The organism is Halotalea alkalilenta DSM 17697 (genome assembly GCF_000621205.1).
Classification (GTDB): Bacteria; Pseudomonadota; Gammaproteobacteria; order Pseudomonadales; family Halomonadaceae; genus Halotalea; species Halotalea alkalilenta.
Genome location: NZ_KK211226.1, coordinates 282,464 through 296,576 on the forward strand (window position 1 = coordinate 282,464; position 14,113 = coordinate 296,576).

Genomic DNA, 14,113 nt, shown 5'->3' on the forward strand with positions numbered 1-14,113 from the left:
CACCGCGCTAGCGTGGAAGATCGAACCGATCGAAGCGCCGTCGAGGAGGACACGCATGGACTTGGGAATCGCGGGACGCTGGGCACTGGTGTGCGCAGCGAGCAAGGGACTGGGACGCGCGAGCGCCGCCGCGCTGGCGCGCGAGGGGGTGAACCTAGTGGTCAATGCGCGCGACCCCGACACGCTGGTCGACACCGCCGCCTGGCTGCGCACCCTCGACCCCACTATCGAGGTGATCGCGGTGCCGGGCGACATCACCACGGCGAGCGTACGCGAGACCGCGCTCGCCGCCGCGCCGCAGCTCGACATCCTGGTCAACAACGCAGGCGGGCCGCCGCCAGGGGACTTCCGCAACTGGACGGCGCAGGACTGGCAGCGGGCGGTGAATGCCAACATGATCACCCCGATCGAACTGATCAAGGCATGCGTCGACGACATGGCAGCGCGCGGCTTCGGCCGGGTGGTCAACATCACCTCGTCGTCGGTCAAGGCACCGATCGAGGCCCTCGGTCTCTCCAACGGCGCCCGCGCGGGGCTCACCGGTTTCGTCGCCGGCATCGCCCGCCAAGCACGGCTCGCCAGCAACAATGTGACGATCAACAACCTGCTGCCCGGCAGCTTCGATACGGGGCGGCTGCGCAGCAATCTCGCCAGCGAGGCCAAGGGCAGCGGCAAATCCGTCGAGCAGACCGCCGAAGAACGGCAAGCGAAGATCCCCGCCGGACGATTCGGCGATCCGGATGAGTTCGGCGCCCTCTGCGCCTTCCTCTGTAGCGCCCTTGCCGGCTACCTCACCGGCCAGAACGTGCTGCTCGATGGCGGCGCCTATCCGGGTACCTTCTAGCGAGTCTGGTCATCGGCTGGGCCGGGCCCGTTAGCCCGGGGCCGAGGGATGGGAGGTTGGCGACGAGTCATGGCTCGACTGCGCTCGCTGCGCCTCGAGTGGGTAGCCGCTCTCCTACCCGTTCGTCCCGAGCGGCGCCAATACGCGCCAAGGCTGAATGCCGGCTAGGAAATGGGGGGCGCCAGTCGAGGGATCGAGCGGCGGCGGTAAGTCCGTGGTTCGACTGCCCTCGCTGCGCCTCGAGTGGGTAGCCGCTCTCCTAAACCGTTCGTCCCGAGCGGCGCCATACGCGCCAAGGCTGAATGCCAGCTCTGCAATGGGGGGCGCCAGTCGAGGGATCGAGCGGCGGCGGTAAGGTCATGGTTCGACTGCCCTCACTGCGCCTCGAGTGGGTAGCCGCTCTCCTAAACCGTTCGTCCCGAGCGGCGCCATACGCGCCAAGGTTGAATGCCAGCTCTGCAATGGGGGGCGCCAGTCGAGGGATCGAGCGGCTAGTCCACGTCCTGCGATGCCAGCGTCTCGCGACGGTAGCGGTCACCGGCCGACGCCTCCACCGCGGAGGACACCGCCACGGCGAAATCGATCAAAGCCCGCTGGGCTGCGCTGCGATTGAAACTGGTCTCCTCGCCGTAGGTCACCCCGGGCTGCAGGATCAGGTTGCGGCCGTCGAAGCGCGTCGCGCAGACCAGGTAGAGGTTCTGGTGCTGGCGATCGTCGGCGAGCACGCAGGGCAGCGAGCGACCATGTTCGCCGTAGCCGAGACGGATGCGTTCGGCGCGATAGCCACCGCGATCGCTGTGGAAAGCGTAGGCCATGTCGAGATAGTGCTCGGTAGCGCGAGGATCGCTGCCCGCCTCGACCCAAGCGGTGCCTGCGATGTCGGCACCGCGATAGACCGCTCGCTCGAGCGCACGGCTAGGCTGGCGCTCGAGTTCGGTGAGCTGCAGCCCATCGAGACGTTCGGGAAAGGCACCCACTGGTTCGAACACCTGCTGCGGCGATGGCACATCGGCCGGACTCGCCACCGCATACGCCAGCGGCGAAGAGAGCAGCGACATGAGCAGTAGAGAGAAAACGAAGAGCGGCATCGAACACCTCGAACGACGGTAGCCTCTCGATTATCACCGACCACGCCCGCCGTCTCGGTAGCATTTGCCCTCCCTTTGGTTGTAGCTGCGATTCACACACACTGTTCGATGTATCCGCCTGCTAGCATATTGCCGATTCAAGTTACTCCACGTTCGATCTACCGCAGCCCGGGTTCGACCTACTTGCACTTGTCTTCTTCCTGCTCTCTGCTATGTCGTCGCTCCAGCGGCCTACACCGCCGGGTCAGAGGGTGAGGTAGCAGCGCGAGGATCGACCGATCGCTCCCCTCCCGGACCTTCGAGCGTACGCCGGGCACCCCCACCTTCAGCCGTGCCATCGATACGTATCTGAACACCACAGGACAAGCTTGCAACATGTCACACGACGATGCGTCACAGACCTCGAGGATTGCCTCTGAATGGCAAGCGCTGGCCGCGGCAACCCCCCTTCCCGTGCAGCGAGCGCTCGATGGCATCGCAGCTCAGTCCAGCGAGCTGGCAGCCGATTTCTACGCCCATATGCTCGCTGACGCCCAGGCATCCCAGTTCCTCACCAACGAGCAGGTGCACAGCAAGCTGTTCAGCGCCTTGCAGGCATGGCTGAAGAAGGTCCTGACGCCTCCCGGGGCAGGTGAGATGGAGGAGTACATCGGGATGCAGAAGCGGATCGGCGACGTACATGCGCGGATCAACATCCCGATCAACCTGGTGGCCAGCGGTGCGAGGCGGCTCAAGTCGCGTATCTTCGAGATGCTCTGCGCCGCCCCGCTGGATCCCGACACCCGGGTCCAATCCATCGTCTATGCCTCGCACGTGCTGGACCTGGCCCTGGAAGTGATGTCCGCCTCCTATGCCCAATCCCGCGAACTCTCGGCCAAGAGCGATGAAGCCTACCGGCTCCACTCGCTGATCCACGACATCGGCACCGAACGGGAGCGCCAGCGGGCCGCACTGCTCGACTGGGAAAACGAGTTCGTCTATCGCATCGCCACCGGCGCGGGCCTGGCGGGGATCCAGAGCCTGACCGGCTCGGAGTTCGATCGCTGGTTCAATCACAGGGGAAGACCGAGCTTCGGCGGGTGCGAGGACATCAATACCACCACCGCACTGATCAACCATGTCGACCAGCTGCTCAGCGCAGGCGGGCAGCAGGCCAGCAACGCGTACTTGTCCGAAATCCTGCCCTTGGTCCGTGACGACGTCGCGCAAATCAAATTTCTCCTCGCCAACCTGTTCGAACAACTCTGCGAACTGGAGGCCGGTCGCGACAGCCTGACCCAGCTGCTCAATCGGCGCTTCGTCGGCACCATACTGAGCCATGAAGTCACACTGGCGAGACAGCGGAAGAACCCTTTCGTCATCGTGATGATGGATATCGACCATTTCAAATCGATCAATGATCTACATGGCCATGGCGCCGGGGACGACGTGCTGCGCAAGGTCGCCTCGGTGCTGCTGGAGAGCCTGCGGCCGATCGATTTCATCTTTCGCTACGGTGGGGAGGAGTTTCTCCTGGTGCTGGTGGAGACCGATATCCGTCTGGCGCTGAGCGTAGCCGAACGCCTGCGCGCCAGGATCGAGCAAGAGACCATCGTCTTCAGTGCCGATCAGGCGATTTCGCTGACTGCGAGCTTCGGCCTCGCCCTGTACGACGGCCATCCGGACTACCAGCGCACCATCGTGGCCGCGGACACCGCGCTCTATCGCGCGAAGGCGAACGGGCGAAACCGAATCGAAATAGCCGACTGACCAGCGAGCGCGCCAGGCCTCCGGTAGAGTGGAAAGATCGGGCCCCCACTGACGGCGGCCACGATCAGGAGAGGATGCAGGATGAAAAGGATCCGCAAAGCGATCGACGCACGCGTGGCGGATCTCACTGGCCGCCGGCAAAGCGTCATCGACTACGCACGCCCCGCCAACGACCCAGGCCTGTTCGGCCCGGGTAGCGCGGTATGGCGCGTGCATGGTGATTTCACCGCGATGCTCTGCGGCGGCATCGGCGCGCTGCTTTTGCAGATGCTGCATCCGCTGGCGCTTGCCGGGGTGTGGGACCACTCCAATTTTCGCGCCGACATGCTCGGGCGGCTGCGCCGCACCAGCCAGTTCATCGCGGTGACCACCTACGCCAGCAGCACCGACGCCCTGGCCGCGATCGAACGGGTCAAGCGCATCCACCTCGGGGTCGAGGGCACCGCACCGGACGGGCGCCACTATTCGGCCTCCGACCCCGAGCTCCTGACCTGGGTGCACGTAGCCGAGACCAGCTGCTTTCTCGCCGCTCATCTGCGCTACCGCGACCCGGCCTTGCCCCCACAAGTACAGGATCGCTACTACGCCGAGAGCGCGCGCATCGCACTCGCGCTCGGCGCCCGGCAGGTGCCGGCGTCGCGCGTCGAAGTGGAGGAATACCTGCGCCGGATGCGCGCCGAGCTGGTCTGCGACGATCGCACCCGTGAAGTCGCCCGGCTGCTGCTCGCTGCAGGCGCGGACGATTTGCTCACCAAGCACTTCGGCCGCCTGTTCAAGCGCGCAGGCCTGGACCTGCTGCCCGACTGGGCCACCGCGCAACTCGGCCTTCGCCTCGGCTTCGTCCAGCGCCAGGCGGTACGCACCAGCGTACGGACGCTGGCCCCCTTGATCCGCTATTCGGTCAGGGGCACTGCGAGCGAACGCGCAAGGCAAAGGATGAAAGACGCCTCTCACTGAAACTCCACGCCAAACGCCCCTTCCCCGCGATAAAGGGAATCTTGGCACTCACCTCGCTCGTTCTCACTGATACCGATCCCTTCCACGTCCGCCTTCGCTACTCGCGTCCTGCTCACGAAGCGCTTGCGCTGACGCAGGTTCGACTTCGTCCTCAGTCCCCAAACTTCGGCACCTATAACCCTGAGACCAAAGTCTCCCCGGCTACCATCGTATAATGTATACATTAAGTTCAAGAGTGCAGTATTCCCTCCATATCGACATCAATATTTTCTCCAATAGACGATAACCCGCCGACCCAATGACTCAATTTGTTTATCGATGATGACTTAAAAATCGGTGATTCAATCCGGTAGATCGAGAAAAAAACCGAGGATTTCCGGCCATTGTCCATCTCCCATGGAGAGTCGATCCGGATAGACCAGCGCGCATAACGACGATTGAAGATGCGTTTGTCCAGCTCGTCCAGCGACGCTGAGAAATCCCGTACACGCATTGAACGCCCAGTATCCACCCAGGCATGGGCAACCTGAGACCGCCGACGCTAGGAGCCATTGCATGCCAGGGCCGATGCTTCGCGCGCAACCATCAAATCCGTTGGCAAAGGAGTCATCCCGATGACGTCGGCGGCAATTTCGTGCAAGAAGAGCAACGTAAGGCTGAAGATATTCGCGGTGCTCTGGATCCTCGTTTTGCTCAACTTCATCGACAGGGCTGCCCTGTCGATCTCCATGCCTTTCATCAGCGAGGAGTTCCAACTCAGCCCTGAGGCGCAAGGATGGCTGCTCGGTTCGTTCTTCTGGACCTACCTGCTGTTCCAGATCCCCGGTGGCTGGCTGCTCGATAAATTCGGCGCGCGAAAGATCGTCGGCGGCGCCGGTGCGCTGTGGGGCGGCTTCCAGCTTCTCGGTGGTTTCGCGATGAGCGGCGCCTTTTTGACATTCACCCGTCTCGGGCTCGGCGCGACCGAAGCGCCGGTTTTTCCGGCGGCCGCCAAGCTCAACTCCCGCTGGCTCCCCTCGAAGGAGCGGGCGCGTGGCGCCACCTTCATCGATGCGGCAGGGCCATTCGGCTCCGCGGTCGGCGGGATCATCGTCACCGGGCTGATCGGAATCACCGGCGGGTGGCGCTGGGCGTTCATCATCACCGGCGGCCTGACGATCGTCGTCGCCGTGCTGTACTACCTGTACCTGCGCGACACGCCAGAGGAACATCCTCAGGTGAACGACGCCGAGCGCACCTACATCCAGCACGACGCCGACGTTGCCGATACCAGCGACGGCGGTGCGCTGCCCCGTGCCAACGACTACCTGCGCTCGGGTTCGTTCTGGGCGCTATGGCTCGGCCGGCTCGGCTGGGCGACCGTATGGTGGGGCATCATCTCGTGGACGCCTTCGTATCTCTCCACGGCGATGAACTTCAACCTCTCGAGCCTCGGCTGGGGAACCTTCGCGGTCTACGCCATGGGCGTGCTGGGGCAGCTGGTGGCCGGCTGGGCCACGGACCGCTTCCGCGCCAACGCGACCAACTACAACATCGTGATGAAAACCATCCTGGCCATCTCAGGCGTCGGCACCGTAGCGGCGATCCTCACCCTGCCGGTGATCGAAAACGGCTATGTCGCCCTCGCAGCGCTAGGCGTCGCGGTCTTCTTCAACCAGTTCGGCGGCATCTATTGGGCCTTCCCGGCGTGGCTTGCACCCAAGCGGCAGGTCGGCACGGTGGGCGGGGTGATGAACGTCGCCTCGAGCCTGGGCGGCGGCTTCGCCCCCGTGGTCATGGGCTACACGATCGCTGCGACCGGCGGTTACGCCGGCGCGTTCATCTTCCTCGCCGCCGCCGGCGGCCTCTATCTGGCCGGTTCGCTCGCGATCGACTTCAACCGGCCTCTGGCGACAGCGCGCCACAAGGGCATCGACGGAGTCCAATCATGAGCGCATACACAGGCCCGATCGTCGACGCCCACCACCACTTCTGGGAGCCCGGGCTCGGGCGCCAGCCCTGGCTGCTGAAAGAGGCGCGGATAGCGTTTCGCTACGGAAACTACGACAGCATCAAACGTTCGTTCCTTCCGCCCGACCTGCTGGCCGCCGCCCAGGGGTTCGACATCGTGGGCACGGTGACCATGGAGACCGAATGGGATCTCGACGATCCGATCGGGGAGATGGCGTACACCCAATCCATCGCCGATGAATATGGGCTACCGACCGCCGCCGTCGCCCACGCGATACTCAAAGACCCGAACGTCGAATCGGTGATCGAACGGCTGGCCGAGCGCCCCTTGGTACGGGCGGTGCGGAACAAACCAGGCCAAGCCGCCTCACCGGCCGAGGCCAGCGCCCACCCGAGCCTCTTGACCGACGCCCAATGGCAGAAGGGCTTCGCCTTGCTCAGGCGCTATGGTCTCGACTTCGAGCTCCAGGTGGCATGGTGGCACTTGAGCGAGGCAGCCGCGCTGGCGGCCCGTCATCCAGACACCCAGATCACGATCAATCACACCGGATTGCCCTCGGACCGATCGCGAGAAGGGATAGAAGGATGGGCGAAGGCGCTTTCGCTGGTTGCAAGGCATGAGAACGTCGCGATCAAGATCTCCGGGATCGGCCTGCCCGGCGTGCCGTGGACGGCTGAAAACAATCGCGAGATCGTCCTGCGCACCGCCGACATCTTCGGGCCTGAGCGGATCATGTTCGCAAGCAACTTTCCGGTCGACGAGCTGACCGGCAGCTACCAGGAGATCTACGGCGGCTTCGTCGAGATCACCAGCGACTGGTCGGCCGCGGAACAGACCGCCGCCTTCATCGGCAACGCGGTACGCTACTACCGGCTGCCTCCAAGCCTGCTCGAGACATGACGCCCGGCCCGGCAGCGACCGGGCCGCCCTCAGGCTTGCAGGTAGACCACATGGGTATGGGTGTACTCATAGAGCCCGTGTTTACCGTCGGCCCCGCCGACGCCTGATTTGCGCACCCCGGCATGGAACCCCTGCATCGCCTCGAAGTTCTCGCGGTTGATGTAGGTCTCGCCGAAGTCCAGTTCGCGGCAGGCCTTCATCGCACTGGATAGGTCACGGGTGTAGATCGAGGAGGTCAAGCCGTACTCGCAGTCATTGGCCAGCGCGATGCCTTCGTCGAGGTCGTCGATCACCTGAATGGGCAGCACGGGACCGAAGACCTCCTTGCGCATGATCTCCATCGACTGTCGGCAGCCGGAGAGGACCGTCGGCAGATAGTGGAATCCTCGTCCTCGCTCGGCGGACGCGCCACCCGTCACCAGTTCGGCTCCTTCGCCACGCGCGGTCTCGACCATCAGCGCGACCTTGTCGAGCGCTGCCTGATTGATCAATGGCCCCATTTCGACGCTCGAGTCGGCCAATGGATCGCCAAAGCGAGTGGCTTGCATCGCGCTTGCCATCCTAGCCGTGAACTCATCGGCTACCCTGCGCTCGACATAGACGCGCTCGGCGCAATTGCACACCTGACCGGTATTGATGATTCGCGAGCTACGAATCGCCTTGACCGCGAGATCGAGATCAGCGTCGGCGCAAACGATCGCCGGCGCCTTGCCGCCCAGCTCCAGGTTGAGCTTGGTCAGATTGGGCGACGCTGCGGCCATGATCCGACTGCCGGTTTCGACGCTGCCGGTAAAGCTGATCATATCGACTCTCGGACTCGCCGAGAGCGCCCCGCCCACTGCGCCATCGCCGCCGACCAGATTGAACACCCCGGGCGGCAATCCAACCTCGTCGACCAATCTGGCGAATTCGTAGCAGTTGTTGGGGGTTTCCTCACTCGGCTTGACCACGATGGTGTTGCCGGTCACCAGGGCCGGCGCCATCTTGCGCGCGATGAGGAAGAACGGGAAGTTCCATGGCAGGATCCCGGCGACTACCCCAAGCGGCTTGCGGAACAGGAATATGTTCTCGCCCGGGCGATCGCTCTCGATGATCTCCCCCTCGATCCGCCGGGCCCAACCAGCCATGTAGTCGAGATAGTCGGCGGTAAAGAGCACCTCCACTTCGGCGAGCGAGGAGATCTTGCCCTGCTCTTCGGTAATCACTCTAGCGAGCCGAGGCGCCTGATCGCGCAGCTTGGCGGCCAGCCGGACCAGGAAGTCCGCGCGCGCCACCGCGGTGAGCCGCGACCAGGCGGGCTGGGCGCGGCGAGCGGCTTCGAGCGCCTGCTCGACCTCCGCCGCAGTCGAGGCGGGAATCCTCGAGAGCAGCGCGCCGGTGGCTGGATTGAAGACCTCGAGCAAGGCTTTCGCGCGAATGAACGTGCCATCGACGTAGTTTTCATACTCGGTGATCGATTGGGACATGCTGCACTCCTGACGATGGTCGGTGAGTCAGTAGGTGGAGGAAGGCGCCGCGGCGGGAGCGCCACCCTTGAACGGCGCGAGCGCGGCGAGCGCGGCCTGGCGCAGCAGGCTGATGTCGATACCGATGGCAACGAACGTGCAGCCCCACTCGAGGTAGCGCTTGGCGTCCTCCTCGCGGGGCGCGAGGATGCCGCTGGGTTTACCCGCCGCATGGATCGCTTGGATCGCTTGGCGAATCTTGCGCTGCACCTGCGGATGGTTGGGCTCGAGCGGATGGCCGAGGCTGACCGACAGATCGGCGGGGCCGACGAACACCGCATCGACGCCATCCGCTGCCGCGATCGCCTCGACGTTGTCGACTCCGGTGGCGGACTCGATCTGCACGATCAGGCACAGCTCGCGCTCTGCCTGGGCGAAATAGTCTTCTACCCCGTCCCAGCGAGTCGCCCGCGCCAATCCGCCACCGACGCCGCGAATGCCCCGGGGTGGATAACGCATCGCCCGTACCAGCGCCTGGGCCTGTTCGAAGGTATCGACCATCGGGACCATCAGCGTTTGCGCACCGATGTCGAGCAATTGCTTGATCAAGGCAGGATCGTGATTGACGGTGCGTACCACCGGCGCGCAGTCCGGATAGGCCGCTAGCGCCTGGAGCTGGGCCAGCATGCTCGGGACCGTGTTGGGCGCGTGCTCACCATCGAGCAGCAGCCACTCGAAGCCAGCGGTGGCCATGATTTCGCAAGGATAGGCTTGGGCCATTCCGGCCCAGCAACCGAGCATCGGCTCGCCCTGGGCCAAGGCGGTTTTGAAGGCGTTGATCGGCAGTCGCATGGCATGTTCCTCGACAAAGTCACTGTAGGTTGACGAATAGCCCGCCATCGACCAGCAGCGCCGCTCCTGTGACATAGCCGGCCATGTCCGAGGCGAGGAACACCGCTGGACCGGCGAGATCCTCAGGACGCCCCAGCCGGCCCAATGGCGTGCGCCCGATCATCCGTGCGCGCTTCTCTTCATCGGCCAGGTCCTCCTGGTTGATGTCGGTGGCGATGGTTCCCGGCAGCAGTGCGTTGCAGCGGATCCCATAAGGGCCGAGCGCGATCGCGCAGGACTGCATCAGCGACAGCAGGCCCGCCTTGGTTGGGGTGTAATGCGTCTGCATCCCTCCACCCACCAAGGCGCTGATCGAACTGACCGCAATGATCGAACCGCCGCTGCCTTGCTCCTTCATCCGCCGGGCCGCAGCCTGCACCGCGAAGTAAGCACCGTTGAGATTGGTGTCGACGGTGCGGTAATAGATCTCGCGGGGCATGTCGAGGAATGAATGGAATGGACAGATACCAGCGTTGTTGACGAATACGTCCACCCCGCCGATGCGCTCCACCGCGGCCTCGACCAGTTTGTCTCCGGTATCGGGATCGGCGGCGTCGGCGCCGACCTCCACCGCGCGGCGGCCGAGCGATTCGATCTCGTCGACCAGCGCCTGGACCTGTGCGCGGCTGGATTCGCTACCGCTATGGCCAATCACTACGTCGGCGCCCTGGCGCGCGCACTCGAGCGCGATTGCGCGGCCGATGCCACGCGACGCCCCAGTGACGATCACTCGTTTGTCCTTGAGCAGCATTCGCTCGTCTCCTTTGATTAGCTGGCGGCCAAACGCGAGCTTCAGCCGAGATAGTTACCGTAGCCGACCAGGCAGATCGACGACAGGATGACCACGATTCCCACTAACAGCACCTGGCGATTGCCTCGGCTGGTACCCTGCCACTCACGGAAATAGAGTCCCCAGAGGTTCGAGACCACGATGATGAAGGACATATGCAGCACCCATGAGCTGGCATCATTGCCGAGCCGGCTCTCGCCCATCCCATAGAAGAAGAACTGCAGGAACCAGATCGTGCCTGCCAGTGCGCAGAGCAGGTAATTACGGGCGAGGGGCGTGCGCCGGTCGGCGTAGTCGGTATAGCTGCGGTTCTTGAAGCCGAGCGACAGGCACCAGATCGCGTTGGTGGTCAACCCACCCCACATGATCACCATGAAGGTGACGTTGTTCTGGAACAAATCGTTGGCGCCCGAGGCCACCGCTGCTTCCGCCAGCGGCCGGCCGGCGGCGATGCCGTAGCTGAAGCAGGCGCTCAACACCCCGGAAATCAGCGCGACGGTCCCCCCCTTGCGCAGCGAAAACTCGCTGACGCTGGCGAGCTTGGTCGCTTCGTCGACCTCGCGCTCCTTGAGCACTCCCGCCCAGCCACAGATCGCGATACCGACCAGCGAAACCGCCACCCCCACCAGCACCAGCGCTCCGCCCAGGCTTTGCGCCATCGCGCTCAGCGAATACGCCCCACAGTCGCCGAACAGGTCGCGATAGAGCGGCGGCATCAGCGCCCCGAACGCCGAGGTCAAGCCCATGATCACCGACATGCCGAGCGATAGGCCGAGGTAGCGCATGGTCAGCCCGAAGGTCAGCCCGCCGATGCCCCACAGCACACCGAACAGATAGGTCCACCCGAGTGTCGAAACCTGCGCTTCGGCGAGAATCCTGGCGAAGTCGGGCACGGTGATGATCGCCGCGATCAGCGGCACCACCAGCCAGGAAAACAGCCCACCGACCAGCCAGTAGCTCTCCCATGCCCAATGCCGCACTCCCTTGAACGGTATGTAGAAACTACCGGACGCCAGACCGCCGACGAAGTGCAGGAAAATACCCAGCAGGATGATCTCCACGCGTCATGCCTCCTGGAGCCGGTAGTAACGCCGGGAGTTGCCGACGAACATGGCATGTCGCTCACCAGGGGCGGTGTCCTGGAGCAGCCGGTCGTAGCCGTGCCAGATCTGCGCGTAGCTGGCGTAGAGGCCGTCTACGGGGAAGTTCGATGCGAACAGGCAGCGCTCGACACCGAAGGCATCGATCGCCTCGAACACCAGCGGGCGCAAGCTATCGAGCGTCCAGCCATGGTCGAGCATGCCGAAACCGCTGAGCTTGATCGCGACGTTGGGACACGCGGCCAGCAGCCGCAGACCGTCACGCCATTCACGCCATCCGCGCGGCCCGTCACGATCGACGTACATGCCGGCGTGGTTGACCATCATCACCAGTCCCGGGTGACGTGCCGCCAGCGTCGCGGCCTCCGCCATCTGGCTGGGATAGAGCTGAAGCTCGAACAGCAGCCGACGCTGCCATGCAGGCTCGCGCAGGTAGTGGCGGCCAACGTAGTCGTAGCGGGGGTCGGCATGCACATTGAGAATCTGGCGCACGCCGCGGATCATGGGGCTGAGCGCGAGTTGGGCATCCAGCGCGGCCTCGGCGTCCTCGGCGCAAAGATCCAGGTATACCGACAGCCCGCTCGGCAGCGGCGAAATCCCCTGCTCCCTCTGTTCCTCGATCACTTTCGCCAGCCAGCGGGTCTCGGCCAGCGAGTCCCGCGCATCGGCCTCGACATGCACTGCCCCGAGCAGTTCGACCCCGGCCTCGGCGGCGACCCGGCGCAGGTCGTCGACCAGGAAGTCCCGCGCCAGCGGCGAATAGTCACCGAGCAGATTGGGGCGGGGCCGCTCGAGCCAAGGGTAGTTGCCTTCGCCAAGCGACCACAGGTGGCAATGAGCATCGATCACCTGCATGCCGGCGCGCTCCCGCTCAGAGCGAACACCTCGTCCAGCGGCGAGCTGCTCGGCGACTCGTCGGCTTCCGTGTACATGATGTCGGCCATGTGATGCCACCAGCGCCGCATCACCGAAAGGGTCGGCAGCTCATCGAGTCCGTGCGGCCGGCGGTGGCGCATCACTGCGAACAGCGAGCCGTCGCGGTCGTCCAGGAAAATCCGATAGTCGATGACCCCGGCTTCGCGCAGCGCCTCGACCAGCTCGGGCCAGATCTCCTCGTGACGCCGCTGGTACTCGGCCTTCATCCCGGGGTAGAGGGTCATGCGGAAGGCGCGCACGCCGCTGCCGGTGCCTGCCGATGGGTCAGCGTGCATAGGGCCGTACCAGTTCGCAGTCAGGGTTGAGCCGGACACCGAAACCGGGTGCGTCGAGCGCCGAGACCTTCATCCGGCCATTCTCCGGTACCGGCTCATCGAGCAGCAGAGGATTGAACATCGGCACCACCTCGTCCGCCTGGGGCGCCATCATCAGGAACTCGGCGAACGGGCTGTTATGGCGGGTGATCACGAAGTGGTAGCTGTAGACCGAGGAGCCATGGGGCACCACCAGCTTGCCGTGGGCATCGGCCAGGGCCGATATCTTGATCAGTTCGGTGACCCCGCCGCACCAGCCGACGTCCGGCTGGATCACGTCGCAGCAGGCCATCTCCAGCAGCAGGCGGAAGCCCCAGCGGGTCGCCTCGTGCTCGCCGGTATTGACCAGCATCCCCTTCGGCACGCTGCGCTTGAGCTCGGCATAGCCCCAGTAGTCGTCCGGCGGCAGCGCCTCCTCGATCCATTTGAGTCCAAGCTCATGGCCATGCCAGGCAAGCTTGGTGGCATAGTTGATATCGAGGCTCATCCAGCAATCGAACATCAGCCAGAAGTCGTCGCCGACTCGAGCGCGCATCTCGGCGAGCTGAGCGATGTTGGCGGCGAATCCCTCGTCGCCGCTCGCCGGACCGTACTTGAGCGGCAGCTTGCCGCCAATGAAACCCAGCTGCTTGGCCAGATCGGGGCGGGCACCGGTGGCATAGAAGACCAGCTCGTCGCGCACCGCGCCACCGAGCAGCGCGTGCACCGGCTCGTCGCGAAGCTTGCCGGCCAGATCCCAAAGCGCCAGATCGACCGCGGAGATGGTGTTGAGCACGATTCCCTTGCGGCCATAGAACAATGTGGCGTTGTACATCTGGTCCCAGATCATCTCGATCTCGGTGACCTTGCGGCCTTCGATGAATCGGGCCAGGTGGTGTTCGACGATCCAGGCGCCCAGCTCACCACCGGTGCTGACCCCAAGCCCCACCGTGCCATCGCTGGCTTCGATTTCGACGATCAGGGTACCGAGCACGTTGAGCCCGAAGCTCTTGCGCTGCATCCGGTACTGCGGATATTTGCTCATCGGCGTCGATATCTGCCCATCGATCCAATGATCGTCGCCCTGGTCGTGATAGTCCGCGCCGCCTCCGGCGACGGTGGTAAAGGCTCGGATCTGCTTGATGGTGGCAACCGCCATGGGTGGATCT

The 14,113-nt window shown here is 64.3% G+C and carries 13 protein-coding genes; 5 read left to right on the forward strand and 8 right to left on the reverse strand.

The genetic code is table 11. From position 1 onward, the window contains the following. Positions 1-55: 55 nt before the first annotated feature. Positions 56-844 carry an SDR family oxidoreductase gene (locus Q376_RS0110570; RefSeq protein ID WP_027350285.1) on the forward strand — a complete coding sequence of 263 codons (789 nt, stop codon included), beginning with the start codon at positions 56-58 and terminating at the stop codon, positions 842-844. Positions 845-1,335: 491 nt separating this feature from the next. Here Q376_RS0110570 and Q376_RS0110575 read toward each other — a convergent pair whose 3' ends face one another. Next, a complete protein-coding gene (locus tag Q376_RS0110575) occupies positions 1,336-1,932 on the reverse strand; it encodes a hypothetical protein (RefSeq protein ID WP_027350286.1) in 597 nt (198 codons plus the stop codon). Between the two features lie 375 nt (positions 1,933-2,307). Here Q376_RS0110575 and Q376_RS0110580 point away from each other — a divergent pair, with 375 nt between their 5' ends. The 4 genes from Q376_RS0110580 to Q376_RS0110600 all read left to right on the forward strand — a co-directional run bounded on the left by Q376_RS0110580 (position 2,308) and on the right by Q376_RS0110600 (position 7,489). Further along, positions 2,308-3,681: a GGDEF domain-containing protein gene (locus tag Q376_RS0110580; RefSeq protein WP_027350287.1), complete on the forward strand. Its 1,374-nt coding sequence runs from the start codon at positions 2,308-2,310 to the stop codon at positions 3,679-3,681. A gap of 81 nt (positions 3,682-3,762) precedes the next feature. Beyond that, positions 3,763-4,638 carry an oxygenase MpaB family protein gene (locus Q376_RS0110585; RefSeq protein WP_027350288.1) on the forward strand — a complete coding sequence of 292 codons (876 nt, stop codon included), beginning with the start codon at positions 3,763-3,765 and terminating at the stop codon, positions 4,636-4,638. A gap of 614 nt (positions 4,639-5,252) precedes the next feature. Then, positions 5,253-6,569, forward strand: coding sequence for an MFS transporter (locus Q376_RS0110595; protein WP_052365129.1), 1,317 nt, complete (start codon positions 5,253-5,255; stop codon positions 6,567-6,569). Then, positions 6,566-7,489, forward strand: coding sequence for an amidohydrolase family protein (locus tag Q376_RS0110600; RefSeq protein WP_027350291.1), 924 nt, complete (start codon positions 6,566-6,568; stop codon positions 7,487-7,489). Before Q376_RS0110595 ends, Q376_RS0110600 begins: the two co-directional genes overlap by 4 nt. 29 nt (positions 7,490-7,518) lie before the next feature. Here Q376_RS0110600 and aldA read toward each other — a convergent pair whose 3' ends face one another. The 7 genes from aldA to rhmD are packed head-to-tail and all read right to left on the reverse strand — an operon-like array spanning position 7,519 to position 14,103. Further along, a complete protein-coding gene (gene aldA, locus Q376_RS0110605; protein WP_027350292.1) occupies positions 7,519-8,955 on the reverse strand; it encodes an aldehyde dehydrogenase in 1,437 nt (478 codons plus the stop codon). Between the two features lie 27 nt (positions 8,956-8,982). Then, positions 8,983-9,786, reverse strand: coding sequence for an HpcH/HpaI aldolase family protein (locus Q376_RS0110610; protein ID WP_027350293.1), 804 nt, complete (start codon positions 9,784-9,786; stop codon positions 8,983-8,985). Positions 9,787-9,805: 19 nt separating this feature from the next. Next, positions 9,806-10,576: an L-rhamnose 1-dehydrogenase Lra1 gene (gene lra1, locus Q376_RS0110615; RefSeq protein ID WP_027350294.1), complete on the reverse strand. Its 771-nt coding sequence runs from the start codon at positions 10,574-10,576 to the stop codon at positions 9,806-9,808. Positions 10,577-10,617: 41 nt separating this feature from the next. Beyond that, positions 10,618-11,676 (reverse strand): L-rhamnose/proton symporter RhaT, encoded by a 1,059-nt coding sequence (rhaT, locus tag Q376_RS0110620; RefSeq protein WP_027350295.1) that lies wholly within the window; start codon positions 11,674-11,676, stop codon positions 10,618-10,620. Between the two features lie 3 nt (positions 11,677-11,679). Next, a complete protein-coding gene (locus Q376_RS0110625) occupies positions 11,680-12,570 on the reverse strand; it encodes an amidohydrolase family protein (protein WP_027350296.1) in 891 nt (296 codons plus the stop codon). Continuing rightward, the gene (gene rhaM, locus Q376_RS0110630) at positions 12,561-12,926 is read right to left on the reverse strand and encodes an L-rhamnose mutarotase (RefSeq protein ID WP_052365130.1); all 366 of its coding nucleotides are present in this window, start codon (positions 12,924-12,926) and stop codon (positions 12,561-12,563) included. The genes Q376_RS0110625 and rhaM overlap by 10 nt, the downstream gene beginning before the upstream one ends. Beyond that, positions 12,916-14,103, reverse strand: a complete 1,188-nt coding sequence (gene rhmD, locus Q376_RS0110635; protein ID WP_027350298.1) for an L-rhamnonate dehydratase — start codon at positions 14,101-14,103, stop codon at positions 12,916-12,918. Before rhmD ends, rhaM begins: the two co-directional genes overlap by 11 nt. Positions 14,104-14,113: the final 10 nt, after the last annotated feature.

Coding starts and splice junctions, on each gene's coding strand:
- Q376_RS0110610 (WP_027350293.1), bottom strand. CDS start 9,786: ATGCGACTGCCGATCAACGCCTTCAAAACCGCCTTGGCCCAGGGCGAG.
- Q376_RS0110580 (WP_027350287.1), top strand. CDS start 2,308: ATGTCACACGACGATGCGTCACAGACCTCGAGGATTGCCTCTGAATGG.
- Q376_RS0110625 (WP_027350296.1), bottom strand. CDS start 12,570: ATGCAGGTGATCGATGCTCATTGCCACCTGTGGTCGCTTGGCGAAGGC.
- Q376_RS0110570 (WP_027350285.1), top strand. CDS start 56: ATGGACTTGGGAATCGCGGGACGCTGGGCACTGGTGTGCGCAGCGAGC.
- Q376_RS0110575 (WP_027350286.1), bottom strand. CDS start 1,932: ATGCCGCTCTTCGTTTTCTCTCTACTGCTCATGTCGCTGCTCTCTTCG.
- rhmD (WP_027350298.1), bottom strand. CDS start 14,103: ATGGCGGTTGCCACCATCAAGCAGATCCGAGCCTTTACCACCGTCGCC.
- rhaM (WP_052365130.1), bottom strand. CDS start 12,926: ATGCACGCTGACCCATCGGCAGGCACCGGCAGCGGCGTGCGCGCCTTC.
- Q376_RS0110595 (WP_052365129.1), top strand. CDS start 5,253: ATGACGTCGGCGGCAATTTCGTGCAAGAAGAGCAACGTAAGGCTGAAG.
- lra1 (WP_027350294.1), bottom strand. CDS start 10,576: ATGCTGCTCAAGGACAAACGAGTGATCGTCACTGGGGCGTCGCGTGGC.
- aldA (WP_027350292.1), bottom strand. CDS start 8,955: ATGTCCCAATCGATCACCGAGTATGAAAACTACGTCGATGGCACGTTC.
- Q376_RS0110585 (WP_027350288.1), top strand. CDS start 3,763: ATGAAAAGGATCCGCAAAGCGATCGACGCACGCGTGGCGGATCTCACT.
- Q376_RS0110600 (WP_027350291.1), top strand. CDS start 6,566: ATGAGCGCATACACAGGCCCGATCGTCGACGCCCACCACCACTTCTGG.